This window comes from Wolbachia endosymbiont (group A) of Epistrophe grossularia (assembly GCF_947251435.1).
GTDB classification, from domain to species: domain Bacteria; phylum Pseudomonadota; class Alphaproteobacteria; order Rickettsiales; family Anaplasmataceae; genus Wolbachia; species Wolbachia pipientis.
Genome location: NZ_OX366363.1, coordinates 522,827 through 549,042, shown reverse-complemented (window position 1 = coordinate 549,042; position 26,216 = coordinate 522,827). Strand labels below are relative to the sequence as shown.

At 35.1% G+C, this 26,216-nt stretch carries 26 protein-coding genes, 2 tRNA genes and 1 pseudogene; 13 read left to right on the top strand and 16 right to left on the bottom strand.

All coding sequences use genetic code 11. The features are described 5' to 3' along the window. Positions 1-2: 2 nt before the first annotated feature. The 3 genes from glyS to OPR28_RS02580 all read left to right on the top strand — a co-directional run bounded on the left by glyS (position 3) and on the right by OPR28_RS02580 (position 4,874). A complete protein-coding gene (glyS, locus tag OPR28_RS02590) occupies positions 3-2,120 on the top strand; it encodes a glycine--tRNA ligase subunit beta (protein ID WP_265023447.1) in 2,118 nt (705 codons plus the stop codon). Further along, the gene (uvrC, locus tag OPR28_RS02585; protein WP_182318997.1) at positions 2,104-3,921 is read left to right on the top strand and encodes an excinuclease ABC subunit UvrC; all 1,818 of its coding nucleotides are present in this window, start codon (positions 2,104-2,106) and stop codon (positions 3,919-3,921) included. The genes glyS and uvrC overlap by 17 nt, the downstream gene beginning before the upstream one ends. Before the next feature lie 93 nt (positions 3,922-4,014). Then, a protein-coding gene (locus OPR28_RS02580) for an IS630 family transposase (protein ID WP_264705388.1) occupies positions 4,015-4,874 on the top strand; the annotation gives its coding sequence in 2 pieces (ribosomal slippage) (positions 4,015-4,339 and positions 4,339-4,874; 861 coding nt in all). A 100-nt stretch (positions 4,875-4,974) separates the two neighbouring features. Here the strand turns inward: OPR28_RS02580 and OPR28_RS02575 are convergent. After that, positions 4,975-5,051 (bottom strand) — tRNA-Arg (locus OPR28_RS02575). 147 nt (positions 5,052-5,198) lie between these two features. Here OPR28_RS02575 and OPR28_RS02570 point away from each other — a divergent pair. The 6 genes from OPR28_RS02570 (at position 5,199) to OPR28_RS06890 (ending at position 9,630) form a co-directional block, all read left to right on the top strand. Further along, on the top strand, positions 5,199-5,972 hold the full coding sequence (locus tag OPR28_RS02570; protein ID WP_006280146.1) for an ABC transporter ATP-binding protein: 774 nt from the start codon (positions 5,199-5,201) through the stop codon (positions 5,970-5,972). Positions 5,973-6,100: 128 nt separating this feature from the next. Continuing rightward, complete coding sequence (gene tatA / locus OPR28_RS02565) at positions 6,101-6,268, top strand: twin-arginine translocase TatA (RefSeq protein ID WP_006013840.1); 168 nt, start codon at positions 6,101-6,103, stop codon at positions 6,266-6,268. Between the two features lie 166 nt (positions 6,269-6,434). Further along, positions 6,435-7,091 carry an exopolysaccharide biosynthesis protein gene (locus OPR28_RS02560; RefSeq protein ID WP_265023446.1) on the top strand — a complete coding sequence of 219 codons (657 nt, stop codon included), beginning with the start codon at positions 6,435-6,437 and terminating at the stop codon, positions 7,089-7,091. Positions 7,092-7,181: 90 nt separating this feature from the next. Further along, positions 7,182-7,838: an exopolysaccharide biosynthesis protein gene (locus tag OPR28_RS02555; protein WP_265023445.1), complete on the top strand. Its 657-nt coding sequence runs from the start codon at positions 7,182-7,184 to the stop codon at positions 7,836-7,838. Further along, entirely contained in the window at positions 7,831-9,204 is a 1,374-nt protein-coding gene (cysS, locus tag OPR28_RS02550) for a cysteine--tRNA ligase (protein WP_265023444.1), read from the top strand. The genes OPR28_RS02555 and cysS overlap by 8 nt, the downstream gene beginning before the upstream one ends. A 6-nt stretch (positions 9,205-9,210) precedes the next feature. Continuing rightward, the gene (locus OPR28_RS06890; RefSeq protein ID WP_155968794.1) at positions 9,211-9,630 is read left to right on the top strand and encodes a YqaA family protein; all 420 of its coding nucleotides are present in this window, start codon (positions 9,211-9,213) and stop codon (positions 9,628-9,630) included. A gap of 75 nt (positions 9,631-9,705) precedes the next feature. Here the strand turns inward: OPR28_RS06890 and OPR28_RS02545 are convergent, their stop codons facing one another. The 4 genes from OPR28_RS02545 to gatB form a co-directional block, all read right to left on the bottom strand. Then, the gene (locus OPR28_RS02545; protein WP_265023443.1) at positions 9,706-12,081 is read right to left on the bottom strand and encodes an ankyrin repeat domain-containing protein; all 2,376 of its coding nucleotides are present in this window, start codon (positions 12,079-12,081) and stop codon (positions 9,706-9,708) included. A gap of 15 nt (positions 12,082-12,096) precedes the next feature. After that, a protein-coding gene (locus tag OPR28_RS02540) for an IS630 family transposase (protein WP_264705388.1) occupies positions 12,097-12,956 on the bottom strand; the annotation gives its coding sequence in 2 pieces (ribosomal slippage) (positions 12,097-12,632 and positions 12,632-12,956; 861 coding nt in all). 59 nt (positions 12,957-13,015) lie between these two features. Beyond that, on the bottom strand, positions 13,016-14,317 hold the full coding sequence (locus OPR28_RS02535; protein WP_265023442.1) for an NB-ARC domain-containing protein: 1,302 nt from the start codon (positions 14,315-14,317) through the stop codon (positions 13,016-13,018). A gap of 192 nt (positions 14,318-14,509) precedes the next feature. Beyond that, complete coding sequence (gene gatB / locus OPR28_RS02530) at positions 14,510-15,934, bottom strand: Asp-tRNA(Asn)/Glu-tRNA(Gln) amidotransferase subunit GatB (protein ID WP_265023441.1); 1,425 nt, start codon at positions 15,932-15,934, stop codon at positions 14,510-14,512. Between the two features lie 730 nt (positions 15,935-16,664). Here gatB and OPR28_RS02525 point away from each other — a divergent pair. Further along, on the top strand, positions 16,665-16,814 hold the full coding sequence (locus tag OPR28_RS02525) for a hypothetical protein (RefSeq protein ID WP_162000089.1): 150 nt from the start codon (positions 16,665-16,667) through the stop codon (positions 16,812-16,814). A 303-nt stretch (positions 16,815-17,117) separates the two neighbouring features. Further along, positions 17,118-17,585, top strand: coding sequence for a Holliday junction resolvase RuvX (gene ruvX, locus OPR28_RS02520; RefSeq protein WP_010082183.1), 468 nt, complete (start codon positions 17,118-17,120; stop codon positions 17,583-17,585). A gap of 44 nt (positions 17,586-17,629) precedes the next feature. Here ruvX and ruvC read toward each other — a convergent pair whose 3' ends face one another. The 3 genes from ruvC to OPR28_RS02505 are packed head-to-tail and all read right to left on the bottom strand — an operon-like array spanning position 17,630 to position 19,182. Then, positions 17,630-18,118: a crossover junction endodeoxyribonuclease RuvC gene (gene ruvC / locus OPR28_RS02515; RefSeq protein WP_209473140.1), complete on the bottom strand. Its 489-nt coding sequence runs from the start codon at positions 18,116-18,118 to the stop codon at positions 17,630-17,632. Next, on the bottom strand, positions 18,119-18,946 hold the full coding sequence (locus OPR28_RS02510; RefSeq protein WP_006279354.1) for a cytochrome c oxidase subunit 3: 828 nt from the start codon (positions 18,944-18,946) through the stop codon (positions 18,119-18,121). Positions 18,947-18,993: 47 nt separating this feature from the next. Then, positions 18,994-19,182: a hypothetical protein gene (locus OPR28_RS02505; RefSeq protein ID WP_265023440.1), complete on the bottom strand. Its 189-nt coding sequence runs from the start codon at positions 19,180-19,182 to the stop codon at positions 18,994-18,996. A gap of 47 nt (positions 19,183-19,229) precedes the next feature. Here OPR28_RS02505 and OPR28_RS02500 point away from each other — a divergent pair. Continuing rightward, positions 19,230-20,088 (top strand): IS630 family transposase gene (locus OPR28_RS02500; RefSeq protein ID WP_265023237.1). Its coding sequence is split into 2 segments (ribosomal slippage): positions 19,230-19,555 and positions 19,554-20,088, totalling 861 coding nucleotides; the frame shifts between segments, so codons are not numbered across the junction. Between the two features lie 25 nt (positions 20,089-20,113). Here the strand turns inward: OPR28_RS02500 and OPR28_RS02495 are convergent. The 7 genes from OPR28_RS02495 to OPR28_RS02465 form a co-directional block, all read right to left on the bottom strand. Continuing rightward, positions 20,114-20,602 carry a thiaminase II/PqqC family protein gene (locus OPR28_RS02495; RefSeq protein WP_265023439.1) on the bottom strand — a complete coding sequence of 163 codons (489 nt, stop codon included), beginning with the start codon at positions 20,600-20,602 and terminating at the stop codon, positions 20,114-20,116. Between the two features lie 44 nt (positions 20,603-20,646). Beyond that, positions 20,647-21,330, bottom strand: a complete 684-nt coding sequence (locus tag OPR28_RS02490; RefSeq protein ID WP_038249063.1) for a TenA family protein — start codon at positions 21,328-21,330, stop codon at positions 20,647-20,649. A 126-nt stretch (positions 21,331-21,456) separates the two neighbouring features. Then, positions 21,457-22,629: a methionine adenosyltransferase gene (gene metK / locus OPR28_RS02485; protein ID WP_265023438.1), complete on the bottom strand. Its 1,173-nt coding sequence runs from the start codon at positions 22,627-22,629 to the stop codon at positions 21,457-21,459. A gap of 64 nt (positions 22,630-22,693) precedes the next feature. Then, a tRNA-Ile gene (locus OPR28_RS02480) sits at positions 22,694-22,770 on the bottom strand. 9 nt (positions 22,771-22,779) lie between these two features. Then, complete coding sequence (gene rpmA / locus OPR28_RS02475; protein WP_010082252.1) at positions 22,780-23,049, bottom strand: 50S ribosomal protein L27; 270 nt, start codon at positions 23,047-23,049, stop codon at positions 22,780-22,782. A gap of 10 nt (positions 23,050-23,059) precedes the next feature. Beyond that, entirely contained in the window at positions 23,060-23,362 is a 303-nt protein-coding gene (gene rplU / locus OPR28_RS02470) for a 50S ribosomal protein L21 (protein WP_265023437.1), read from the bottom strand. 382 nt (positions 23,363-23,744) lie between these two features. Then, positions 23,745-24,603 (bottom strand): IS630 family transposase gene (locus OPR28_RS02465; RefSeq protein WP_265023237.1). Its coding sequence is split into 2 segments (ribosomal slippage): positions 23,745-24,279 and positions 24,278-24,603, totalling 861 coding nucleotides; the frame shifts between segments, so codons are not numbered across the junction. A gap of 53 nt (positions 24,604-24,656) precedes the next feature. On the opposite strand from OPR28_RS02465, the pseudogene OPR28_RS02460 reads away from it, so the two are divergent. Continuing rightward, positions 24,657-24,809 (top strand): annotated as a pseudogene (locus tag OPR28_RS02460) (IS4 family transposase); the annotation flags it as partial. 101 nt (positions 24,810-24,910) lie between these two features. Here OPR28_RS02460 and ispG read toward each other — a convergent pair. Beyond that, entirely contained in the window at positions 24,911-26,191 is a 1,281-nt protein-coding gene (gene ispG, locus OPR28_RS02455; protein WP_070356735.1) for a flavodoxin-dependent (E)-4-hydroxy-3-methylbut-2-enyl-diphosphate synthase, read from the bottom strand. Between the last annotated feature and the right edge of the window lie 25 nt (positions 26,192-26,216).

The following is a 26,216-nucleotide window of genomic DNA, read 5'->3' as shown; positions in this document are numbered from 1 at the left end:
GTATGTCGTTGCAGTTGTTATTTGAGTGCCTTTCAGAAGAAATACCACCGAGAATGCAGAATGTAGTTGCAACTCAAGTTAAAAGCTGTATTGCCAATGTTTTTAACAAAAATAATGTAAAATTTACATCAATGGAGGTTTTTATAACGGCACGTCGCATTACCCTATTTGTCGACAACATAAATGCTTTGGAGCTAAAGGATTCCAATAACGAAGTTAAGGGACCAAACATTAACGCACCAAAAAGTGCTATCGAAGGTTTTTTAAGAAAATATCAGAAAAATGAAGAAGATTTGCTCGTTCGAAAAGTAAATAATGAGGATTTTTACTTCATTAAAAGAGAAAGCTGCTCATTTAACATCAGAGAATTCCTCAAAAATCAACTGGAGGAAATGCTCAAAAACTTTTCTTGGTTGAAGAGCATAAGATGGGGCGAAGGAAAAGAAAGGTGGGTTAGGCCAATCAAAAACATTTTATGCATTTTAAATGACGAAATAATACCTGTGTCTTTTGCAGGGATCACAGCATCTAACACAACATATGGCCATCGATTTCTCTCAAGTGGTACAGCGTTAACTGTTAAAGCACCTAAAGACTATTTTGAATTGCTAGAAAAAAACAGTGTAATTCTCCAAATGGACAAAAGAAAGCAATTTATACTAGATCAGATTAATAAATTCACAAAAGAGCAGAATTTACAACTTGAGAAAAATGATTATTTACTAAATGAATTGACAGGGCTTATAGAGTGGCCAATCGTACTGTTTGGTGAAGTGAATCAAGAAAAGTCATTTGGATTACCGAAGGAAGTAATACTTAGTATAGTTAATACACAACAAAAATACCTTGCTTTAAGTAATGGAAAGAGAATTTCACACTTTGTCACTGTTGTCAACGTCAACAATGGTGAAGTTGTTAAAGGACACGAAAGAATATTAGAAGCACGTCTTGCTGATGCCCAATTTTTAATATCTCAAGATAAAAAGGAAAATCTAGATTATTATGTCAAAAGATTAGGTTCAATATTATTTCATGCTTCACTTGGCAGCGTGGGGGAAAAGGTGAAGCGTATTACGGCTCTGTCAAAGTATATAGCTATATTTATTCCACATGCTTCGCTGATAAAAGTTGAACGTGCTGCATATTTGGCAAAAGCTGATTTGGCAACATCGATAGTAAGAGAGTTTCCAGAATTACAAGGAGTAATGGGTGGATATTATGCTTCTTATTTTCAAGAAGATAGAGAAATAGTGGAAGCTATAACTGAGCATTATAAGCCAATCGGGCCAGAGCAGGAGTGTCCTAAATCTCCTTCTGCAATTGCTGTGTCAATTGCAGACAAAGTGGATAGCTTAGTTGGTTTAATTGCAGCAGGTGAGAAAATCTCTGGTTCGTATGATCAGTTTGGTTTGCGGAGAATGACAATTGGTATAATTAGGACAATACTTGAAAATAATTTGCATATTCCAATTAGGCTAATGATAGACAAGTCAGTATCTTTATATTCAAGGCTTCTATTTAATAAAAATACAGCGTCAGTTGATAAGCCGAATAGAAAACAAATTTCAGAACTAGTATTTAGATTTTGCTTAGAAAGATTCAAGGTTATTTTAAAAAATAGAGATATAAGGCAAGATGCTGTAGATTCAATACTATATAAAATCGATATTAATGATCTGCTGACAGCAGAAAAGCAAACTGTTATATTGGATCGTTATCTTAGTACTCCAGAAGGTGAACAAATTCTAAGCACTTACAAAAGAGTCAGTAACATGATGAGCAAAGTAAGGAAAAGTGATGGCACTACTTATAGTGCATCTTACGGTAAGAGGTTTTTGATTGAAAGTGAAGAAATTGCGCTATCAAATTGTGCTATAACTGCTTGTAAAAACATAAAACAAGCGATAAAAAATAACCACTTTAATGTAGCACTTGATGAACTTGCTGGTTTTGCTCCGTTTATCAATCAGTTTATGGACAGTATAAAGATTAACTGTGATTCTGATAAGCTGAGAAGAAACAGATTATCTTTGCTTGAAAATGTAGTTTCCATCTTTCATTTAGTAGCAGATTTTAACCTCATACAGGTTAAACAATGGATAAATGCTCAGGCAATATAAAGAACAAATCAAATCATCTCCACAATCCTGTGGCGTGTATAAGATGGTTGGAGATAAGAATAAAGTTTTATATGTTGGAAAAGCAAAAAACTTAAAGTCAAGGTTATCCGACTACCTTCAATTCGAAAACCTTTCTGAACGAATTAGAGTTATGCTCTTACAGGTTATTAAGGTTGAAATATTCATCACTGAGAATGAAATCGAAGCACTGCTTCTTGAAGCACAGCTAATAAAATCATTGAAACCACTTTATAATATTGTGCTCAAGGATGGAAAATTTTATCCTTATATAACAATTTCCAAGCACGATTATCCAAGAATAGCAAAATATAGAGGCAAATTTAAGAAAAATGAGTTTCATTATTATGGTCCCTTTACATCTGCCGCTGCTGTTAAGCAAACTATATTGTCATTGCAAAAAGCTTTTCTCCTAAGAGTATGTTCAGATCAATACTTTTCCTCAACAAAAAGACCATGTATTGAATATCAAATTAAGCGCTGCTCAGCACCATGCATAAACAAAATCACAAAAGACGACTACTGCCAATCAGTAAAACAGGCACGAAATACATTGCTTGGAAGAAATAAGGAAGTGAAAGAACAGTTACTTTTCACAATGAGAAAGTGCAGCAGTGAAGAAAACTATGAGCTTGCTGCTATATATAGAGATCGGGTAAAGTTTCTTGAGCAAATTCAAATACAGCACACGGATTTTTCTTTTGAAAAAGATGCAGATTTCTTCAGTATTGTACGTGAAGAGGATCTAGCATGTATTAGTGTGTTATCGTTCAGAAATAAAGACAACTACGGCAGCACTCCTTACTTTGCCGAGAACTGTGGTGATCACTCAAATGATGAAATTTTATCCACCTTTTTGGTCAATTTTTATAATTCAGCTAACATACCTCCAATACAAATTTACGTTCCAGATTCTATTGTGGATAAGGAAATTATAGAACAAGCACTATATAAGGTTGCTCAAAAGCCAGTAAAAGTTCTGCATGCAAAGAATAAAAAAGAGCGTGATTTATTGAAATTTGTTTATGATAACTCTCAGCATAGCTTAGAGCAGAAGCTTATCGATTATAGAAATAACCTAGAAAAGCTTGAGGAGCTTAGCAAAATCTTCTTGTTACCAAATATTCCAAAGCGTATTGAGGTTTATGACAATAGCCATATATTTGGAAACCAACAAATTGGTGTAATGGTTGTTGCAGGGCAGGAGGGTTTTTTAAAAAGTGAGTACAGAAAATTTACTATAAAGGAAAAATTTTCAGGCGATGACTATAAAATGATGAGGGAAGTGCTAACCAGACGTTTCTCCGGCAATATAAAAGGCATAATACCTGATTTTTTACTGATTGATGGTGGACCAGGACATGTTTCCATAGTACAGAATGTACTGGAAGTATTGAATATAAACGTTCCTTTTGCTTGTATGGCAAAAGGTCCTGATCGTAACGCAGGAAATGAAAGATTTTATATGCTGGGCAGGGAAGAATTCAGTCTGGCAAATGACAGCAAAGTCATGCTTTACTTACAATCGCTGCGTAATGAAGCCCACCGTTTTGCGATAACTTCACATAGAAAAAAACGCGATAAACAGTTTATAGTTTCACAATTAAGCAAAATACCCGGCATTGGCAACAAAAGAAAAAAAGCGTTGATGTCTTATTTTGGTTCAGTGAAAAATATAAGCAAAGCTTCTCTGGCTGAAATTCAAAACGTACCTGGAATTAGTAAAGGTTTAGCAGAAGTCATTCTTAAATACGTGAATTATAAGAGAGGAGTACTGGAATGACACAAAACCCGTTTTATTATTAGGGAATTTATAGCTCTTTTCATAAAAGTCCGGATGTGATAGGATAAGGGTAGATGATGATAAGGAGGTTGAATGCCAGCAGCATATAGTTATGATTTAAGAAAAAAAGCAATGGAAGCACTAGACGAAGGAGAAAGCAGAGAAACAGTGGCAGCAAGATTTAAGATTGGACGAACTACTTTATGGGAGTGGCAGCAAAGAAGAAAAGAAACAGGAGACTTTCAATCAAAAAAACTTGGAAATGGGGGTTACAATCACAAAATTACCGACTGGGATACCTTTGCCAAATTTGCCAGAGAACACGGAGGAAAGACTCTATCGGAAATGGCTAAACTTTGGAACAACGTTAGTATCCAAACGATCTATCGAGCCCTTAAAAAAATTGGATTTACGCGCAAAAAAAGACATATGGATACAAGGAAAGAAACGAAGAAAAACGTGCTGAATTTTTGAAAATTATAGCGACAAAAGAACCTAAAAACTTAGTGTATATAGATGAGTCTGGCATTGATAACACCGAAGACTACCCCTACGGATATTGCCAGAAAGGACAGCGGTTTTATGCCTTAAAATCTGGAAAGAAAACTCAACGAATCAGTATGGTTGCAGCCTTAAGTGGAAGAAAGATAGTTGTTCCGTTAACCTTTGAAGGCCACTGTAATATGGATGTTTTTAATGGATGGTTTGAGCAATTTTTGACACCGATCTTGGAACCTGGACAGACTGTCATTCTTGACAATGCTACTTTTCATAAGTCTGATAAGATTATCGAGCTTGCTAAAGGGGTTGGTGCAGAAATTTTGTATCTGCCGCCTTATTCTCCAGATTTCAACAAAATTGAGCATCATTGGTTTGCTATAAAAAACAGAGCCAGGAAAAACATTCCTCTATTCGAATCCTTTCGTCGTGCTGTTGATTCTGCCTTCCTATGACCTGTTTGGACTATTATGAGAAATGCTATATATCTTAAAACCGCAAAAAAAGGTGTGCGTATTTGTGAAAAAAAATCTCCATAAAATTTGTGAAGCAATGTGGTGGGACTAGTGCGATTCGAACGCACGACCTTCGGATTAGGAGTCCAACGCTCTATCCTGCTGAGCTATAGTCCCGTGTTTCCTACCATTCATGTAAAGTTATAGCAAAAAATCCTTTCTTTTCTAGATTTCTTGCATAACCAATTTATGACGACAAAAAACATTTCTGTACTTCTTGAGTATAATGCTATTATATTTAATAACATGGTTTAAGTAAGATTAATGCTAGTTAACAATATTGGTTATTTCTATAACAATCAAAACGACTTTGCTTTAAGCAATATAAACATTAAAGTAAAGAAAGGAAATGTTGCATGTTTATTGGGGCATTCTGGCTGTGGCAAGTCAACAATTTTGAAATTAATTGCGGGGATAGAAAATCCAAAATCTGGAACTATTTTTATAAATGATAGGTTAGTTGCAAGTAATAAGGCATCAGTCGCTATAGAGCATAGAAATATCGGATTGATTTTTCAGCATTCTGCATTATTTCCTCATAAAACAGTAGTAGAAAATATAACCTTTGCTATCCGCAGCTCTTCCAAGAGAGAAAAGCACCTAATTGCATTGGAAATCTTGAAGTTACTCAATATAGAAAAATATGAAAATATGTACCCTAACGCCTTATCTGGAGGACAGCAACAATTAGTTGCAATAGCAAGAGTGATGGCACAAAACCCTGATGTTGTGTTGTTAGATGAACCATTTTCTAATTTAGATATACTGCTCAAGTGCCGAATAAGACAACATATATTGTCCCTTTTTAGAAGTAAAAATATCCCTGTGCTAATGGTAACTCATGACCCGCAAGAAGCATTGAAAGTTGCAGATTTTATCTACGTAATGAAAAATGGTAAAATTATTCAATCAGGAGTTTCTAGCGATATATACCATAAGCCTAAAGATGATACGCTAGCAAAGTTTTTTAGTGAGCTCTCTTCTACTCTACAGTTAAGCGAAAAGTTTCCACTTATTCGCTGCAAGAAAATAATCTAGTTTGGGATTGTTATAAAATAATTAAAAAACCTTGATTTATAATTAAATAAAGGTGATATAATCTATGTGTTACTTGACTTCAGTCAAGTTTTAATATTTAAAGGTCAATATTTTAAATGGAGGTGAAAATGAGTTTAGGACCATGGCAATTGTTTCTAGTCTTAATAATAATTTTAGTTCTGTTTGGTGCAGGCAGATTACCGCAAGTTATGGGTGATTTAGGAAAAGGCATCAAAAACCTTAAACAGGAGCTTAAGGACTCAGAAAAATTATCGTCTAATGAACCAGATCGTTAGCGTCCTCATACTTCGTGACATGCACCTTAGTGCATGTCATCTGTTTAAAAACTTAGTCAGGTTAAAGAATGAAAGAGATGAAGTGTTGGTATGAAATAAATAACAAATATTGAAATACAGCAACAACTATGTTAGCTTAAGAGGAATATTTTATTAAAGGATAATTGTGCAAAAAAGTGAGAAACTAACTAAAGATAAAAAACTAGCTTCTGATATTCTAAAAGAGGTTGCAGATACCAATAACAATGATAGAAATAAAGTAACTTTGTTTGACATTAAAACAGCTTTGCATGAGCGCGGTTTTGGTATTTTAATAATCATCTTCTCCTTGCCGCTATCGGTGCCTATACCGGTTCCACCTGGTTATACAACTATTCTTTCTATACCTTTAATCTTATTCTCACTGCAGCTTCTATTTGGATTTGATTCTCCTTGGATGCCCAGTTGGCTAGAAAGAAGATCTTTTCAGCGTTCAACACTAGCTCTTGTGGTAGAGAAAACTTCCCCTGTATTAGAAAAAATAGAAAAATTCATGAAGCCAAGACTGTCTTTCATTTTCTATGGGCCTGGTGAGAAGATTCTGGCTTTTATGATGTTGCTTTGTGCAATAATAATAGCTCTTCCATTACCTTTTACTCACTTCCTTCCTGCAATTGGCACAACTCTTATTTCACTTAGCATTATGAGTAAAGACGGGTTTCTATCCATATTGGGAGTTTTAGTGTCATTGTGTGCGTTGTTGCTTACTCTTGTTGTAATAGTCAAAGGACCACAACTTATAACCGGAGCACTTTCTCTTCTTAAAAGCTTTACAACACTTTAACAAAAGAACGAATTACTAGCGCAAAATGAATAATGCATATTGAAATAAAACAATAATTGTGTTAAGAATTATTTTTATCAAAGGTTTTTCGTGTCAAAAAATGATAAGTTGACTAAAAGTGATAAATTAGCTTCTGATATTCTAAAAGAAGTTGCAGATACCAATAACAATGATAGCGATAAAGTAACTTTGTTTGACATTAAAACAGCTTTGCATGAGCGTGGTTTTGGTATTTTAATAATCATCTTCTCCTTGCCGCTATCGGTGCCTATACCGGTTCCACCTGGTTATACAACTATTCTTTCTATACCTTTAATCTTATTCTCATTGCAGCTTTTATTTGGATTTGATTCTCCTTGGATGCCCAGTTGGCTAGAAAGAAGATCTTTTCAGCGTTCAACACTAGCTTTTGTGGTAGAGAAAACTTCTCCAGCATTAAAAAAAATAGAAAAGTTCATGAAACCAAGAATGTCTTTTATTTTCTATGGGCCCGGTGAAAAGATTTTAGCTTTTGTAATGTTGCTTTCTGCATTATCGATAGCTCTTCCATTGCCTCTTACTAACTTCATTCCTGCAATTGGTACGACTCTTATTTCGCTTGGCATTATGAGTAAAGATGGGTTTCTATCCATATTGGGAGTTTTAATATCATTGTGTGGGCTATTGCTTACTCTTGTTGTAGTAGTCAAAGGGCCACAACTTATCATTGGGGCATTTTCTTTTCTCAAAAGCTTCGTATATGGTTAGGCTTTACAACACCTTAACAAAAAAAAAGGAGCTTTTTACACCTATCGATAAAGATCATGTGAAAATGTATGTTTGCGGACCAACAGTATATGACACAGCACATATAGGCAATGCACGGTCTGTTGTTGTGTATGATGTGTTATTTCAGCTACTTAAGTTTTGTTATGGCAAAGTTACCTATGTGCGTAACATAACCGACATTGATGATAAGATAATTAATGCAGCAAGTGAAAAAAATAGCAACATAGAAAGTATAACCACATATTACATTAAAGCTTTTCATGATGATATGGAAAGCATAAATTGTAAAAAACCAACATACGAACCAAAAGCAACGGAAAACGTAGATTATATTATAAAATTAATTGAACATTTGCTGCAATCAGGCCACGCTTATGAATCTGACAAACACGTGTATTTTAATATAGAATCTTACCATGAATATGGTGCTTTATCAGGAAAAAAAACTGATGAATTGGTTCCAGGTAGCAGAGTTGAAGTTAATGAAAATAAAAAGCACCCGGGAGATTTTGTGCTGTGGAAGCCTGCAAGTGATATTGACTACAAACTTTCAAGTTATTGGGATAGCCCATGGGGAGAGGGCAGGCCTGGATGGCATATAGAATGCTCAGCAATGTCATATGCTTACCTTGGCAAAGATTTTGATATTCATGGTGGCGGCATAGATTTACAATTTCCTCACCATGAAAATGAAATTGCACAGAGTAAGTCTGCATTTGCTGGATCAATGTTTGCAAAATACTGGATACATAACGGCTTTCTTACAGTAAATGAAGAAAAAATGAGCAAGTCCTTATTTAATATAGTCAAAGTAAGAGATTTGCTAGATAGTGGAATAAAGGGTGAAGTAATACGCTATGCACTGCTCAAAACTCACTACAGAAAACCACTTGATTGGACAGAAAACGTTATTTCTGACGCACAGGAAACCTTAAATAAATTTTATCTGCTATCACGTGGTTTAGATACAATAAATATTGATGAAAGTAACGCAGAGATTTCTAAAGATTTTATAGACGCTTTAAAAAACGACTTAAACATCCCTGAAGCTCTAGCTATATTACATGAAATGGCTGCAAAAATTAACAAAATGAGTAATGAAAGTGAAAAGCTTAAATTAACTGAGAGTTTTGTTAAAAGTGCCAGATTTATTGGTCTTCTTGAGTTAAGTTATGAAAAGTGGTTTGCTGTGGATGTAAATCATCAAGAAATAGAAAGGTTGATAGACTTAAGAAAAATTGCAAAAAAAAATAAAAATTACGATACTGCAGACAAAATAAGAAATCAGTTGAAACAAATGGGGATTACAATTTCTGACAATGAAGATGGTACAACAACCTGGTAAATTCATATGGAAAACTACTTCCTGTTATTCACAGATAGTCTAGTATCATCATTAGTCTTACCCATACATCAAGGTTTTGTGTTCAATACCATGCTTTATTTCAGGTCGTATCACACTCCACTACTTATGTTATTTTTTGGAGTACTAGGATCAAGCCTTGGTGGAATAGTTAACTGGTACTTAGGTAGAATAACAATCTCTATACGAAAATCATACCACAAATTAGAAAACGAATATACAACGCCAAAAGTTACAAAAAATTTGCTAATTTTTGCAACTTTATTACTTTCGTGGGTGCCAGCACTTGGAAGTGTGATTCAAATTTTATCAGGTTATTTTAAGTTAAACCTTTATATCCTTGCCCCTTTAATCATTCTATCTAATTTCTTCTATTTGTTATATCTAATACTTACTTTTGGAGTATAACAGCTATAGTACTACAGCTATTAAAGCCCACTTCTGTCATCCTATAGCCTGGAGCTATAAATTAAATGCAAAATTTCAATAGTCATGGGGTGCACCATGAGCTAAAAGCAATTCCACAAGGTCCCTATGATTGAAATCAGTGGCATAATGTAATGCTGTTCTTCCTTCATTATTTTTAGTGTTAACGTCTGCGTTGTGTTTTAGTAATACCATAGCTATATCAACTTTTCTCATCAGAGTAGTATGATGTAGTGGTGTTTTGCCATCTTTATCCTTAGCGTTGACATTAGCACCTTTTTCAATAAGGTACTTTGTTAGTTCTAAGTTTTCATCTTCAACAGCGGTGTGTAATGGAGTTTCATTACTTCCGTTTTTAACATTAACATCGGCACCTTTACTGATCAGACATTTTACTATACTTAAGTCCTCACTAAAGGTAGCCATATGGATAGCGAGGTGTAACGGTGTTTCGTCATTTTTACCCTTAGCATTGACTTGAGCACCTTTTTCAATAAGATATTTCATTATTTCTAAGTCTCGATTTCTTGCAGCATGATGTAATGGAGTTTCATTGCACCTGTTTTTAACATCAACATCAATACCTCTTTCTATAAAATATTTTACTACTTTTAGTTTTCCACTTTTAACAGCAAAGTGTAATAAAGTATTACCAATTTTAGTCTTGATACTAAAATAAGTATCCTTTCTAACAAGATATTCCACTACTTTTAAGTTTCCACTTCTAGCAGCATAGTGCAACGGAGTTTCATTATCTCTGTTCTTAACATTAATATCAGCGTTATATTTTAGCAGTATTTTTACCATATCAACCTTTCCCTTCATAGCAGCAAAATGGAGTGGAGTGTTGCTATACTTATCCTTGGCATTAACACCAGCATTTTCTTGAATGAGGTATTCTGTTGTTTCCAACATTCCATTCAAATCATCTCCCCATAATAGACGGTTATTCTTGGCAATCAAGTGTAATGGTGTCCAGCCATGTTTACCTTTGGCATCAATATCACTACCACCTTCAACAAGACATCTTACTACCTTCAAGTTCGCGTACAGAACTGCCCAGTGCAATGGTGTTAGATCATTATTACCTTTAGCATTAACGTCAGCACCTCGTCTTACAAAATACCTTACCACATCAATCTCTCCCCTGGTAACAACCCAATGTAGTGGAGTATCACCATATCTGTCTTTAATATTAATATCAATTCCTTTACCAACAAGGTACTTTACCGCCTCTAGTTTTGCAAACCTAACAATCTCATGAAACATAGTTTTGCCATTGCTGTCCCTAGTACTAACATCAATACCTTTTTCTTTCATAATATATTTTGCTATATCAAAATTTTCGCTCTCAACAGCCCAGTACAACGGAGGCCAGCAAAACCAATCTTCAGTGTCAAAATTAGCACCCTTACCTATAAAATACTTTACTATGTCTAATTTTCCATACCTAACAGCCCAGTATAATGGTGTCTGATAATAATAGTCCCTAGTATCAACATTAGCACCTTTATCGATCAGGTATTCCACTATGTTCAACCATCCACTTCCAGCAGCTAAATGTAATGGAGTAACGCTATACTCACATTTAGCATTAACAACCCCTCTAAATTTGTCTGAATATTTTTCTTCCATATGCGTTAATATGGCCTTAATTGCTTTATAATTACCATTTCCCGTAAGTAAATGTAATGGTGTACTACTGTATTCGCCGTAAGTGGAATTAAAATAAAAGTCACCAATTAACTTACCTTGTTTACTTACATATCTCCAAATAGATGTAGCATGACTTGCACTGTTTTGCGCCGCATTACCACTATTTATCAATTCTAGAGCTTTTCTGAGGGTTTTCTCTTCTTGTCGGTTCTCTTGTAATTTTAATCTTGTTACTTTCTGTACTAACCTATGGACATTTAATACACTTTGGTTTTGTTCATCGCCCACCATGGAATATCTCACAAGTAAACGGATGGCTAGCTTTAACTGCTTTTTCTTATAATCACTTACCAAATTTAAGAATATTTCTCTAGCGATTTTATCAGGTGCAAAATAAGCCAAAACATCTAAAATCTCTGAAGCTAATGGTCCATATTGTTCATCACTTCTTACTTTATCCATCGTAACTTCCCAAGCTGTAAAAGTTGTTTTAGTATAGTCATTATCAATTCCTTGAAATATTTTAGACTTAAGTAACTTCTTAGCTTTCTTTTCATACTCTTTTAGATAATCACTAATTTCGAACTTCTCTGTTATTCTCTGGTCTTCGATATATGATACTGCTTGTTGTATAGCTAAAGGAAAGCATTGCAACCTTCTTACCAAATTTTCTATCTCCCGATCTTGCGATTTATCTTTTTTTGGTATATTAAATCCTTTTTTAACAAATTCTATAGCGTCTTTTAGTTCCAATCCCTCTAGTATAGCATTTCTCATAATAGTCCAAACAGGTCATAGGAAGGCAGAATCAACAGCACGACGAAAGGATTCGAATAGAGGAATGTTTTTCCTGGCTCTGTTTTTTATAGCAAACCAATGATGCTCAATTTTGTTGAAATCTGGAGAATAAGGCGGCAGATACAAAATTTCTGCACCAACCCCTTTAGCAAGCTCGATAATCTTATCAGACTTATGAAAAGTAGCATTGTCAAGAATGACAGTCTGTCCAGGTTCCAAGATCGGTGTCAAAAATTGCTCAAACCATCCATTAAAAACATCCATATTACAGTGGCCTTCAAAGGTTAACGGAACAACTATCTTTCTTCCACTTAAGGCTGCAACCATACTGATTCGTTGAGTTTTCTTTCCAGATTTTAAGGCATAAAACCGCTGTCCTTTCTGGCAATATCCGTAGGGGTAGTCTTCGGTGTTATCAATGCCAGACTCATCTATATACACTAAGTTTTTAGGTTCTTTTGTCGCTATAATTTTCAAAAATTCAGCACGTTTTTCTTCGTTTCTTTCCTTGTATCCATATGTCTTTTTTTGCGCGTAAATCCAATTTTTTTAAGGGCTCGATAGATCGTTTGGATACTAACGTTGTTCCAAAGTTTAGCCATTTCCGATAGAGTCTTTCCTCCGTGTTCTCTGGCAAATTTGGCAAAGGTATCCCAGTCGGTAATTTTGTGATTGTAACCCCCATTTCCAAGTTTTTTTGATTGAAAGTCTCCTGTTTCTTTTCTTCTTTGCTGCCACTCCCATAAAGTAGTTCGTCCAATCTTAAATCTTGCTGCCACTGTTTCTCTGCTTTCTCCTTCGTCTAGTGCTTCCATTGCTTTTTTTCTTAAATCATAACTATATGCTGCTGGCATTCAACCTCCTTATCATCATCTACCCTTATCCTATCACATCCGGACTTTTATGAAAAGAGCTATACTATAACATCTATCCCCTTCTCCAGTTCTTGATCATGTGAAGTAATCAAAATATGAGGCTTGTTAAGATCAGGAGATAAAGAAAATGGCAAAAATTTACTTATCTTTTTGTACTCTTGAACGTTATCGAAAATGAACAGGCTCCTCCTTCTTGCAAAGAAAGCAAATACTTCTCTAACAATAGTTTCTATCGTTTTGTCGTTTCTGTACTTATCTTTGGGAGAAATACCTAGTCTATTATCTCTAGCTAATCTCAAGAAAGAATCTTTCATAGTTTCAAAGTTTTCAGCGTCTATCCATATAACATTGCCGTCATAATATCTTCTATATTTACAAGCATATTTTCTAGCCAACTGGCTTTTTCCCATCCCCCCAGGGCCACTAATAGACGTTATGTATGAAATTACAGCACCTTTGGGATTGCGTCGTAGCGAATCATGTAGCATTCCCAATTCCTCATCTCTTCCTGTAAATAGTCTGACTGGACCTCTGACATCAAACCAAACCGCTCCTAAAATTTCCTCTCTTATTTTTTCAATTAGGGCTTTCGCCTGTTCATATGATAGAAACTCCTCTTCTTCTTTTTCCAGCAAAATCAGCACTTCTTCCTGGTAACGGCTGTAGAAGTGACTTGCATCAGTATTGCTGAATTCCTTGCCCAATTCACTCTTAATAATTTCACTAAGTTCAGTTCCGCTTGGCAAATTGACTGCAAATACTAATTTATTTAAAAAGTCTTCTATTTCTTTATCGCTAACTTGTCCACCTACCTCACCCTTTATAAAATCCTTATTTTCCTGCAAGTATGAGATAATACTATTATCAAATTTATATCTTACACCATCACCTACATCCAGAAACTCATCTTGTGTGTCTATTCTTATGACTGAAATTTCCTTTCCTTTATTCTTCCCACTCGGCATCATTCTCAGCTTTCTTACTGGATGCGATGTCGAATCCGCGGAATCAAAATCATCATTTGTAATAATGACAAAATCCTCTATTTCACCCTCAAACTCTCCACTACTTTTGATCTTTAAATAAGCAATGAGATATTTTATTAAGCCAAATGCACCATTCTTTCCCGGTGTTAATAAGTCACCTATACTGATCTTTTTGTGCCTACCCTGCCTGTGCTTGACTTGTATGAATCTATGTACTATTTTCCCATCTTGTTCATACCGAAGAACAATATCATCAAAATCCTTAGCTGATTTTTTCTCTGTGAATAGGCGGAAAGAATACTCTCTATCTACTGCATGTTTAGGAAACAGCATTAGCCATCTTGCTTGATACATAATACCATGAAAGGTGCGCTTAACCGCCGAGCAGGATAATCTTACAGGCATCCTCAACCTCACATAATTTTAAAGATGGTGCCGACAAATGGTAAAAAAATAATAAAATTATATGTCATGAGATTAAAGATATCGTAGCGTAAATCTGAGAATATCTACGAGATGTGCTGTTATGTAAATAAAAAAATGTGACTAATTACTTAATCTTTCACTCAAAATTGAATTCACGATATCAGGGCTGGCTTTTCCTTTAGTGGATTTCATAACTTCACCAACAAAGAATCCGTATAACTTTGTTTTACCACTTTTATATTCTTGAACCCTATCTTGGTTGTTATTGACGATTGTGTCGATAACTTCCGCTATTTGACCTTTATCGGTTATTTGTTTTAGGTCTTGCTCTTCTATAATTAAAGATGCAGGTTTGCCAGTTTCAAACATACTATCGAATACCTGTTTGCCAAGTTTAGCAGAGATTGTTTCATCAACGATAAAATCTAAGAGTTCGGACAAAGCATTTGCTTTGATTGGGGAGCTCACAATATCAATATTTGCTTTATTTAAACGACCGAAAAGCTCTACAGTTAACCAGGTGACCGCGAGCTTTGAATCATGTTTTTTTATCAATTCCTCAAAGTAATCAGCAATCGCCTTATCGGAAGTAATGACGTTTGCATCGTATTCATTGATACCTAATTCCTCAATGTATCGCAGCTTTTTTTGATCTGGTAACTCAGGCAAAGATGATTTAATAGAATCAATTTTCTCCTGGCTTACCTCAACAGGTAATAAATCAGGCTCAGGGAAGTATCTATAGTCGCTTGCATCCTCTTTGCTTCTCATCACTTTTGTTTTTCCCGAAGCAACATCAAACAATAAGGTATCTTGACTTATTTCTTCCCCACTTTCTAAAATTTCAATTTGTCTTTGTATTTCATAGTCTATAGCTTGCACAATATAACGTATCGAGTTCAGATTTTTTATCTCACAACGAGTGCCAAGTGCGCTACTGCCTTTTAGGCGGACAGAAACATTTGCATCACAACGAAGTGATCCCTTTTCCATATCACCATCACACGAACCAATGTAACGCAAAATCTGCCTCAATTTTTTCATGCATTCTGCAGCTTCCGCAGATGAACGGAGATCTGGTTCTGAAACAATTTCCATTAAAGCAACCCCTGCACGATTTAAATCTACATAAGTTTTGCTTTCCTCATGAACGCTCTTTCCTGCATCTTGCTCTAAATGAATTCTCGCAATTCTTATTTCTTTTTCATTGTCGTTGATAAATACTCTACCGTTTTTAACTATTGGCTCAAAAAACTGAGTTATCTGGTAACCTTGTGGTAAATCAGGATAAAAATAATTTTTCCGATCAAAGTAAGAATACTTATTAATTTCTGCAGAAAGTGCAAGACCAGTGCGTATTGCTTGCTCTATGCAGTAATAATTTAGTATTGGCAGCGTACCTGGCATTGCCGCATCAACTAGAGAAACTTGAGTGTTATGCTCAGCACCAAATTCCGTTGATGAGCTAGAAAATAGCTTCGTATTAGAAGAAACTTGAGCGTGTACCTCAAGCCCAATTACCGCTTCCCAATCCTCTTTCGTCATGTATTTTATTTAAATGATAATCTTAATATTCTGCAAAATTAGCACAAAAAGTCAAAACAAAACTCATGTTAGCTAAGTGGTATGCAGATTGTTTTACCCATAGAAACGGGTTAAATGCAAAAGATTACTTGACAAGCTTCGCCAGCCCTCTTATCATAAAATTGAAGCTATTTATTTATCTTCTCTGTACAGATTAAATGACAAAAAAACTCACGTATCTGGCGTCTCATGTTTAATTTTTTGCACTATGTGCACCTTATGTCTTTATAAAACTTCTACCTACATAAGCTGAAACGCGCTTATAAAGCGTTTAAAACATAAAAAAACGCCAACTTAAAAAATGGATAGTGAATAACTAGCTACCCTAGGGTTTCTTTTGCCTTTTTTTCTGTTTAGTAAATTTCTTAACGTTTATAATTTAGATTAGTTGCGGTTTAAAAGCAACTGAATCGCGGTTATTAAGTGTTTAGAATAAAAAAACGCCATACTTGAAAGTATAATGTAAGTAATTAGCCAACCACGGGGCTTCTTTTGCCTTTTTTTTCGTTTGGTAAATTTCTTAATGTTTGTAGCTAAACGATAACCGTCATCCCGCTACTTGTTAGCGGCCGAGATACCGCGAATGAATCGCGGTATGACGTAGGATTGCTGTCATTCCAGTGCCAAGCACTGGGATCCAGCCTTTATTATTTGGTTGAAATTAAGTCTTCTGGATCCCAGTGTCAGCTACTTGGATGACACCATTCTTTTTCCTGGATTCCAGTGTCTGGGCACTGGAATGACATCCTCCCTTGTGGAGATTGCTCTCAAATCACAATGTTCGTACAGCTATGCAAACACAAAGGTGTCATTCCAGCGCGTGACGCTGGAATCCAGTTGAGCTATTTCAACAAAAATACTGCATTTTGAGATGAACGTCTATTCTCACCAGACTTATTTACAAGTATAACAATTAAAGTCTGGATTCCAGTGTCAAGCACTGGAATGACATCATAGGGGCACTGCCCTTTTGGATGGAAACCAGTGTCAGCTACTTAGATGATACCTTTTTTCTACTTAGTTTGGGTTATGCAAGAAGTCTATTGCATTCCTGAGCAATTTGATTCATTATTCTTTTTGTAAAAAATTTTCTTAACTTTCTCTCCACTTTTTTGGTAAGGTCACTTTAAAGGAAGTCTAATAGATGCTACATAGAAATCCAGATGAGTTTCTAAAGTCTATTCCAAAAGATAAGCGCATAATGTGCCTTGACATGGGAGAAAAGCAAATAGGCATAGCATTTAGCGATAAAACACAGCTCATAGCCACAGCTCATAGCATATATCACAGAAAAAATATGAGCAAAGATTTAGGTTATCTGCATAGAATATTCAAAGAAAATGAATCTGGATCAATGGTAATAGGACTACCATTAAAAATGGACGAGCAAGAAACTAAATGGTGTAAAACTATAATCCAATTCGCAAATAAAATAATAAAAAAATATAAAGTAAATATATACTTACAAGACGAAAGCTTCTCAACATCTATCGCAACTCATACACTAAAAATTACTGGAATATCAATCACAAAATCGAAAAAAATAGATGATAAAATCTCCGCATGTATTATTTTGCAACGAACGTTAGACAAGATAAATACAATCAAATAGTTTTTCCAGATCTGGAAATCTTCAAACTGAATCCCATATAAAAGTTACTCAACAAAACAAGAACCTTTCGTATAAGCATGACAAATTGCTACAGCAAGAGCGTCAGCAGCATGGTGGCATTTTATACTCAAATTTTTAACTATTTGCTTCACCATAAATATAATCTGATCCTTATCAGCATGGCCATTTCCGGTAATGCTTTTTTTTACATAGTTTGCATCATATTCATTCATAGTTAGCTTTGTTATTTTTAACGCTAAAATTACAACCCCTCTTGCATATCCCAAAGTTAGTGAAGATTTAGGATTTTTATTAACAAAAATTTTTTCTACCGCAGCTTCATTCGGAGAGTATAGGGAAATTACTTTCTTTAATTGTTCAAAAATTGTATGTAGGCGTTCACCTGTACCCAATTTACCATCAGTTGATATGGTACCGCCGCCCAAAAATTCAATATTATTTTTTTCGTTCAGGCTGATAATGGCCCACCCAGTCTTGCTTATTCCTGGATCTAGACCTATTATTTTAACCACTTAATAAACGCTTAACCAATAGACAAACAAAAATAAAAATATCCAGACTACATCTACAAAGTGCCAATACCAGGAGGCAAACTCAAAGCACAAATGGTCCTGAAGTGTAAATTGGCCTTTCCGTGCTCTAAATAAACACACTGATAAAAATATTATTCCTATTATAACGTGTGCGCAGTGAAAACCGGTAATCATATAAAAATTGGATGTATAAATAAGCTTTTCTCCTGTTTCTTGTAGAGAAAAACTCGCTTCATGATACTCTATTGCTTGCACTATTATAAAAAAAACTCCAAGCAATATAGTTATGGACAGCATTTTAATCATGCTCTTTTTATCATTTTTAAGTAAAGAGTGATTTGCCCAAGTAATTGTTGTACCAGAAAGCAATAATATTAATGTATTCATGAATGGTAGTGACCACGGATCAGGTGGCAAAATTCCCTCAGGGGGCCATTCAACTTTTTTTGCAGGAGAAAACGCCTCAAATAAAAAAACTGGATCAAGCCAGGCTTTAAAGAATGAACAAAAGAACACTATAAAAAATACGACCTCCGAGAGAATAAACAAGTACATTGCAAATTTGAGTCCATGTTTTACAATGGCAGTGTGACATTTGTCATAAATGGCCTCCCTTATTACATCTCTCCACCAATAAAACAGCACCCCTGATACTGCGGAGATTCCCAAAACTAAACAAAACATTCCGACAATTTGTTTATGAAGCGCGCCAACTAATCCAAGTGCAAGAATAAGAATTGCTGCTGATACAGCAATTGGCCAAGGGCTTGGATCCACTAAATGAAAATCATGTTCTTTACTTTTCATAGCATTTTAAAAAATACTTATTAAGGATACAAATTAGCTTAAAATTGTCAATGTTCCTTAGGAAATTGATTGAATCTTGAAAAATTATATGCACCGTTCAAAAAATCTAACACAAATTGTGCAGTTATTCTAAACAACTCAAGCATTCTGCTCTTTTCGTTTTCTCTTGCTCTGCTGCAATATCCATCAACAATATTTTCCAAAATAATGCATCCAGACTTTATAGCTCTTCTCATAATAATCCAAATAAGGTAAGATATGGATTTATGGTAGTGGGGTTTGTATGCCAGCAGCGTATAGTTATGACTTAAGGAAAAAAGCAATGGAAGCATTGGATGAGGGAGAAAGTAGAGCAACTGTTGCCAAGAGATTTAAAATTGGAAAAACGACTTTATATGAGTGGCAGAAAAGGCGTGAGGAAACAGGAGATTTTCAGTCAAAAAAGCCTGGAAGCGTAGGATATAACCATAAAATTACCGACTGGAATGTCTTCACCGAATTTGCAAAAAACCATGGCGGCAAAACTCAGTCAGAGATGGCTAAACTCTGGGGCAATATCAGTCGACAAACGATTCACCGCGCACTTAAAAATATTGGCTTTACAAGAAAAAAAGACCTACGGATATAAAGAAAGAAATGAAGAAAAGCGAGCTCAATTTGCAAAGGTTATAGCAACAAAATATCCTGAAAATCTTGTATATATTGACGAATCTGGGATAGACAATACAGAAGACTACCCATACGGATATTGCAGAAAAGGAGAGAGGTTTCATTCACTAAAATCAGGTAAAAAAACTCAGCGTGTCAGTATGATTGCAGCTCTAAATAAAAAGAAAATCATTGCTCCATTGACCTTTGAGGGATACTGCAACAAGGATGTTTTTGAGGCTTGGTTTGAGCAGTTTTTGACTCCAATTTTAAGGTCTGGCCAAACTGTAATTCTTGATAACGCTGCTTTCCATAAATCTAAAAAAATCGATGATCTTGCTAAAGGAGTAGGTGCTGAAATTCTTTATCTTCCTCCATATTCTCCAGACTTTAACGAAATTGAGCATCATTGGTTTGCTATAAAGAACAGAGCTAGAAAAAATATCCCTATTTTTCAGTCTTTCCGTCAAGCTGTTGATTCTGCTTTTTTATGATTTGTTCTGACTATTATGAGAAGAGCTATACTGAATCACTGTAACAAAAATTAAACCAATCCCTATATCTATTATTTTTCTTGAATCTATTTTTCATGCTATCAACGACAGTCTCGTATATAAACATGCAAGAATACAAAACCGTCATAGCCTCATAGGTATTACTATGCGAGATGGATAAAAGAAAATTAGTGAAATTAAAACACTCAAGAGATTTCTTTTCGCGACTTATACCGTACATAGTAAAGTAGTAGTCATATAGCATTCTATTAACAGTCACTACTCTTTGGGCTACTTCAGCAAGCGAGATAATACTACTATAATCTTCCATTTTGGATGCAGTAATTAAGGTGGTACGAATATAATCACCTAAGAACAACGTCTTTTGTTGAGCATAGAATTTGAAGTTCTCTATATTTAGGGTGTTATTCGCTAACTCAACATTAAAAGGGTGCTCAATTATATCCTTTAAAAGATTTGACCCGTAACAGCTCCTAATTATGCCACTGAACATTGTAGTTACCGATAAAAGATCAAGTTAACGTAAATAATCCGCTGCTAATATTCTTTGCTAGATATATTAGAGTAATATGCCTCATCCCAAAACATTATTTCTAATTCCAGCCCTTTCTTAAAAAACTCATACATCCTCTTTTTTTCACAGTCACTAGCTTTTTTATATAGCTTATTTGTAATATCAGTAACCTCATCAATTACAGCATTTACTGTTTCGCTACTATAAATGTTGATCCACTCTTTGTATTTGTTATTTTTAACCCCTTTAGTTGTTATCTCATTTACCATATGGCGTATAACGATTTGGTATATGTTAAAGCAAGAATAAGATGCTACTAAAGCTTCATTAACAGAATTGTGATATGCGGCACTCATGAAAAAGTCAGTAAAGGCAGAACAAGCTCTTGACTTTTTGTGATCATCAGATAGATCACAATCTTCAAAATATTTTTTATACTGTTCTCGAACATAAAATGCTCCTTGTGCCAAATTGATTAAACTACTCATCATTTCAATATCATCAACTCTAGCTGCAACAATTAAAAAAGCACGAGCGCAATCTATACAATACAGAAAATCCTGCTGAAGGTAGAATTTGAATTTTTCATAATCTAATGTATTATTTATCAATTCAACATTAAAAGGGTGTTCTTTTATTTTATCAATAAGATCAGAAAACTCTTTTACAATTACGTTGTACAGTTCTCCTTCTATTTCGTTATACACTTTATAAGCCTCACAATAAAAATTGAATATAAAAATTATTACTAATATAGTATAATTATTATGAAAAAGCGTGCTATGCTTTAACAATAAGCTAGTATATAAATATGGGGCTGTAAATCAAAAATTTTAGCAATCTAAAGAAATTTTACTATTACCTTCTATATTGAATTCTCTACGAAGATCAGCAGACAAGTTTATGCTTTCCCAAGAAAATCCACCGTCACTTTCTGACTCTTTACCAAAATGTCCATAACAGGCTGTACGTTTATATATAGGGCGATTAAGCGATAAATGCTTGATTATGCCTTTTGTTGATAAATCTATGCTACCTTCAATAAATTTTTTAATCCTCTTTTCATCTACTGTATTTGTACCAAGTGTATCGATGTAGAATGAAGTAGGTTTTGAGATACCAATTGCATAAGAGAGCTGTACAAGGCAACGTTTGGCCAAGCCGGCAAAGACAATATTTTTAGCAAGGTATCTTGCCATATAAGCTGCAGATCTATCAACTTTGGTTGCATCTTTTCCGGAAAATGCCCCTCCACCGTGTGGAATATAACCTCCATAGGTATCAACCATAATTTTTCGTCCGGTTAATCCACAATCACTAACCGGTCCACCAATAACAAATCTACCAGTTGGATTGACTAAGAGATTTTCCTCAGGACATATCCACCCTTTAGGTAAAGATGAAACTATGTAAGGATAAATTATTTCTTTTACTTTTGATTGATCCAAATTCTCAGGGTGCTGTATTGAGACAATAATACTTTCAGCACGTACCGGGAGGTTATTCTCATATGCCAAAGTGATTTGTGATTTTGCATCCGGACCAAGTTTTGCTTCTTTAACTGCGCTCATGATATTTTTCAGAATCGAGTGTGCATAAAAAATGGGTGCTGGCATAAGGTTTTCTGTCTCTGTTGTTGCATAGCCATACATTATGCCCTGATCCCCAGCACCTTGATCCAACCCTATTGCAATATCATTTGATTGCTCATGCAGCAGTATATTTACCTTCACTTTTCTCCAGTGGAAACCATCATGCTCATAACCAATATCTTTTATTGTATTCCGTACAATACTTTCAATCCTGCTATTTTTGATGTTAGGTCCGAATACTTCCCCAGCTATAATAACGTTATCTTTGGTGACTAAAGTCTCTATTGCAGCTCGCGCAAAAGGATCAGTGAAAAGGTATTCATCAAGTATTGCATCTGAAATTTGATCTGCTACTTTATCTGGATGACCAGCCGCCACTGATTCACTGGTTACTAAATTTTTATATGAACTCATGCTTTAGGTTTCTGCTTATATAATACCAAAACCGCTATAAAAAACACAGTTAGTAATTATTAAATGGTGGGTCTGGGAAGAGTTGAACCTCCGACCTCACGCTTATCAGGCGTGCGCTCTAACCACCTGAGCTACAGACCCATGATTTATTCAAGCTGAAGCTTTCATATTATCTGTAGGCAAGATATCAATAAAAGTCTTTTTATTTGCTGACCTTCTAAAGCTGACCCAGCCTTCTATTTTAGCAAAAATCGTATGATCTTTACCTATACCAACATTCTTTCCAGGATGGAATTTTGTGCCTCTTTGGCGCACAATTATGTTACCAGGAATAACCTTCCCATTCTTCTTTATTCCTAACCTACGACCTGCTGAATCTCTACCATTACAGGAACTACCACCTGATTTTTTAGTTGCCATATTTTACCTCTTACTTTTGAAGATTAATTTCATTGATACGAAGAACAGTTATATACTGCCTATGACCAGTTTTCCTACGGTAATTTTTTCTTCTTTTCTTCTTAAAGATTATAATTTTTTCCCTCCTGCACTGCTCCAACACTTCAGCTTTAACAGTAGCATTAGATGAATAAGATAAGCCATTATTTGAAATACAAATCACCTTATTGATTTCCACCTCTTTTTTTTCTTCAGCTTCTAACTTCTCTACCTTTATTATACTGCCTTCTTTTACTAAATATTGCTTTCCACCAGTCTCAATTACTGCAAACATGATAAATATAAATTATTGTTATTAACTTTAATCGTAAACGATGTCATATATACTGTCAATATAAATAAAAAACATGACTTAACGTTCCTTTTGAGCTACTTAAATACTTCTATCTGTTTTCATCTTTTATCTACCTTTTCTCAGACAGTAGACTTCTTGCATAACCTAAGCAGAAAAAAGGCAAATAGTTATTATAGCTCTAAGTTTACCGACACCGTCATGCAAGTAGCCCCTTCTCCTGTCATCCGAGTAGCTTGACACTGGTTCCTTTATGATGATGTTATCCCAGTACCCCTGTGATGTCATTCCAGTCTGGAATCTAGTCTTTATTATGCAGCCACTTATTTAAAGTTATAGCTCTTCTCATAATAGTCAGAACAAATCATAAAAAAGCAGAATCAACAGCTTGACGGAAAGACTGAAAAATAGGGATATTTTTTCTAGCTCTGTTCTTTATAGCAAACCAATGATGCTCAATTTCGTTAAAGTCTGGAGAATATGGAGGAAGATAAAGAATTTCAGCACCTACTCCTTTAGCAAGATCATCGATTTTTTTAGATTTATGGAAAGCAGCGTTATCAAGAATTACAGTTTGGCCAGACCTTAAAATTGGAGTCAAAAACTGCTCAAACCAAGCCTCAAAAACATCCTTGTTGCAGTATCCCTCAAAGGTCAATGGAGCAATGATTTTCTTTTTATTTAGAGCTGCAATCATACTGACACGCTGAGTTTTTTTACCTGATTTTAGTGAATGAAACCTCTCTCCTTTTCTGCAATATCCGTATGGGTAGTCTTCTGTATTGTCTATCCCAGATTCGTCAATATATACAAGATTTTCAGGATATTTTGTTGCTATAACCTTTGCAAATTGAGCTCGCTTTTCTTCATTTCTTTCTTTATATCCGTAGGTCTTTTTTTCTTGTAAAGCCAATATTTTTAAGTGCGCGGTGAATCGTTTGTCGACTGATATTGCCCCAGAGTTTAGCCATCTCTGACTGAGTTTTGCCGCCATGGTTTTTTGCAAATTCGGTGAAGACATTCCAGTCGGTAATTTTATGGTTATATCCTACGCTTCCAGGCTTTTTTGACTGAAAATCTCCTGTTTCCTCACGCCTTTTCTGCCACTCATATAAAGTCGTTTTTCCAATTTTAAATCTCTTGGCAACAGTTGCTCTACTTTCTCCCTCATCCAATGCTTCCATTGCTTTTTTCCTTAAGTCATAACTATACGCTGCTGGCATACAAACCCCACTACCATAAATCCATATCTTACCTTATTTGGATTATTATGAGAAGAGCTATATTTTTAGTATTAACCAAAATTAATAGTTTAAAAGCATTTCTTAAAAAACTCACTATAACTTGGTCGCGATTTTCATTAAAAGACAAACGTAGAAGGGCTAGAGTATCCACTTTAACCTCTCTAAATTTGCTCACAATCTCTTAACTTGACGCGTATGCTTTTTTGAACATTCCCAACGAAAAAAGAAAAACAAGGTTTAATTTTCTTTTTTATTTGCGATTTATCTATTAATTAACCGTGAAAGGTTACGTGTAATGCTTCTTCACATAATTATCAATAATTGCCTTAAATTCTTCAGAGACATTATCACCTTGTAAAGTTTTGAAATATTTGCCGTTTTTGTAGACTGCTGAAACAGGTTTTTCTCCATATCCAGGTAAGCTGATTCCCAAATTTGCGTGTTTGCTTTCTCCAGGACCATTTACTATGCATCCCATAACAGCAATGTTCATATGCTCTACACCTGGATTTTTTTTCTTCCACATCGGCATATGAGTTTTTATATAGCCATTCACCTCTTCAGTTAATATACGAAAACGATCGCTACTCGTGCGCCCACAACCAGGACATGAATTAACCTGAGGGTTAAAGTGTCGCAAGCCTATAGACTGCAATATTTCCTGACACACCACCACTTCATTAGTACGCGATTCACCAGGACGTTGAGTCAAAGAAGCCCGTATTGTATCTCCAATGCCATTTTGCAATAAATAAGTAAGCCCTGCTGCGGTATTTACCACACCTTTATTGCCCATACCAGCCTCAGTTAAACCCAAATGCAGCGCATAATTGGAAGATTTTGCAAGTGCCATATAAACTAAAATTAAATCTTGTACTTTGCTAACTTTACATGAAATGATTATTTTGTTTGAATTTAGACCAATTTCTTCAGCTTTTTTTGCACTATCAAGAGCAGACATTACAAGTGCTTTGCGCAGTATAACATCAGAAGGCCTTGAATTACTAAGCGAAGAGTTTTCATCCATCAATTTTTGCAAAAGGTATTTATCAAGACTACCCCAATTTACCCCAATTCTAACCGGAAGATCGTGCATTATTGCATACTCTATCACCCTTTCAAACTTCTCATCACGTTTGTCGCCAAAGCCTATATTGCCTGGATTGATTCTAATTTTACCCAGCATTTTGATGTTGTCTGGATAATCTTGAACTAATTTATCTAGCTCATATTGACCGCAGCCTACCAATATTTTACCGTCAAAACCTTCTTTATTTATCTCTTCTACTATATAAGGTATTGCTCTTGCTACCTCCTCTGAGTTCAAGGCAATTCGCACCAATTCTGAACCTGTACGCGCTAGTTCTGTTATCTCTTTTGCATAATGTTTTGCGCTACTTTTTATATTATCAGCATCTATATGCACGCCAAGCGCCATAGATTGTACAACTACAGGATTATTTCCGCCTATCTTTACTTTTCCAACTTCTACAACATGAGTTTTGTGCCTGGAAATCTGCGATAATTCATATGTATTATCATTCAATATCAGGTCTTTATCTAGCATATTATTAATGGCCAATATTGTGATA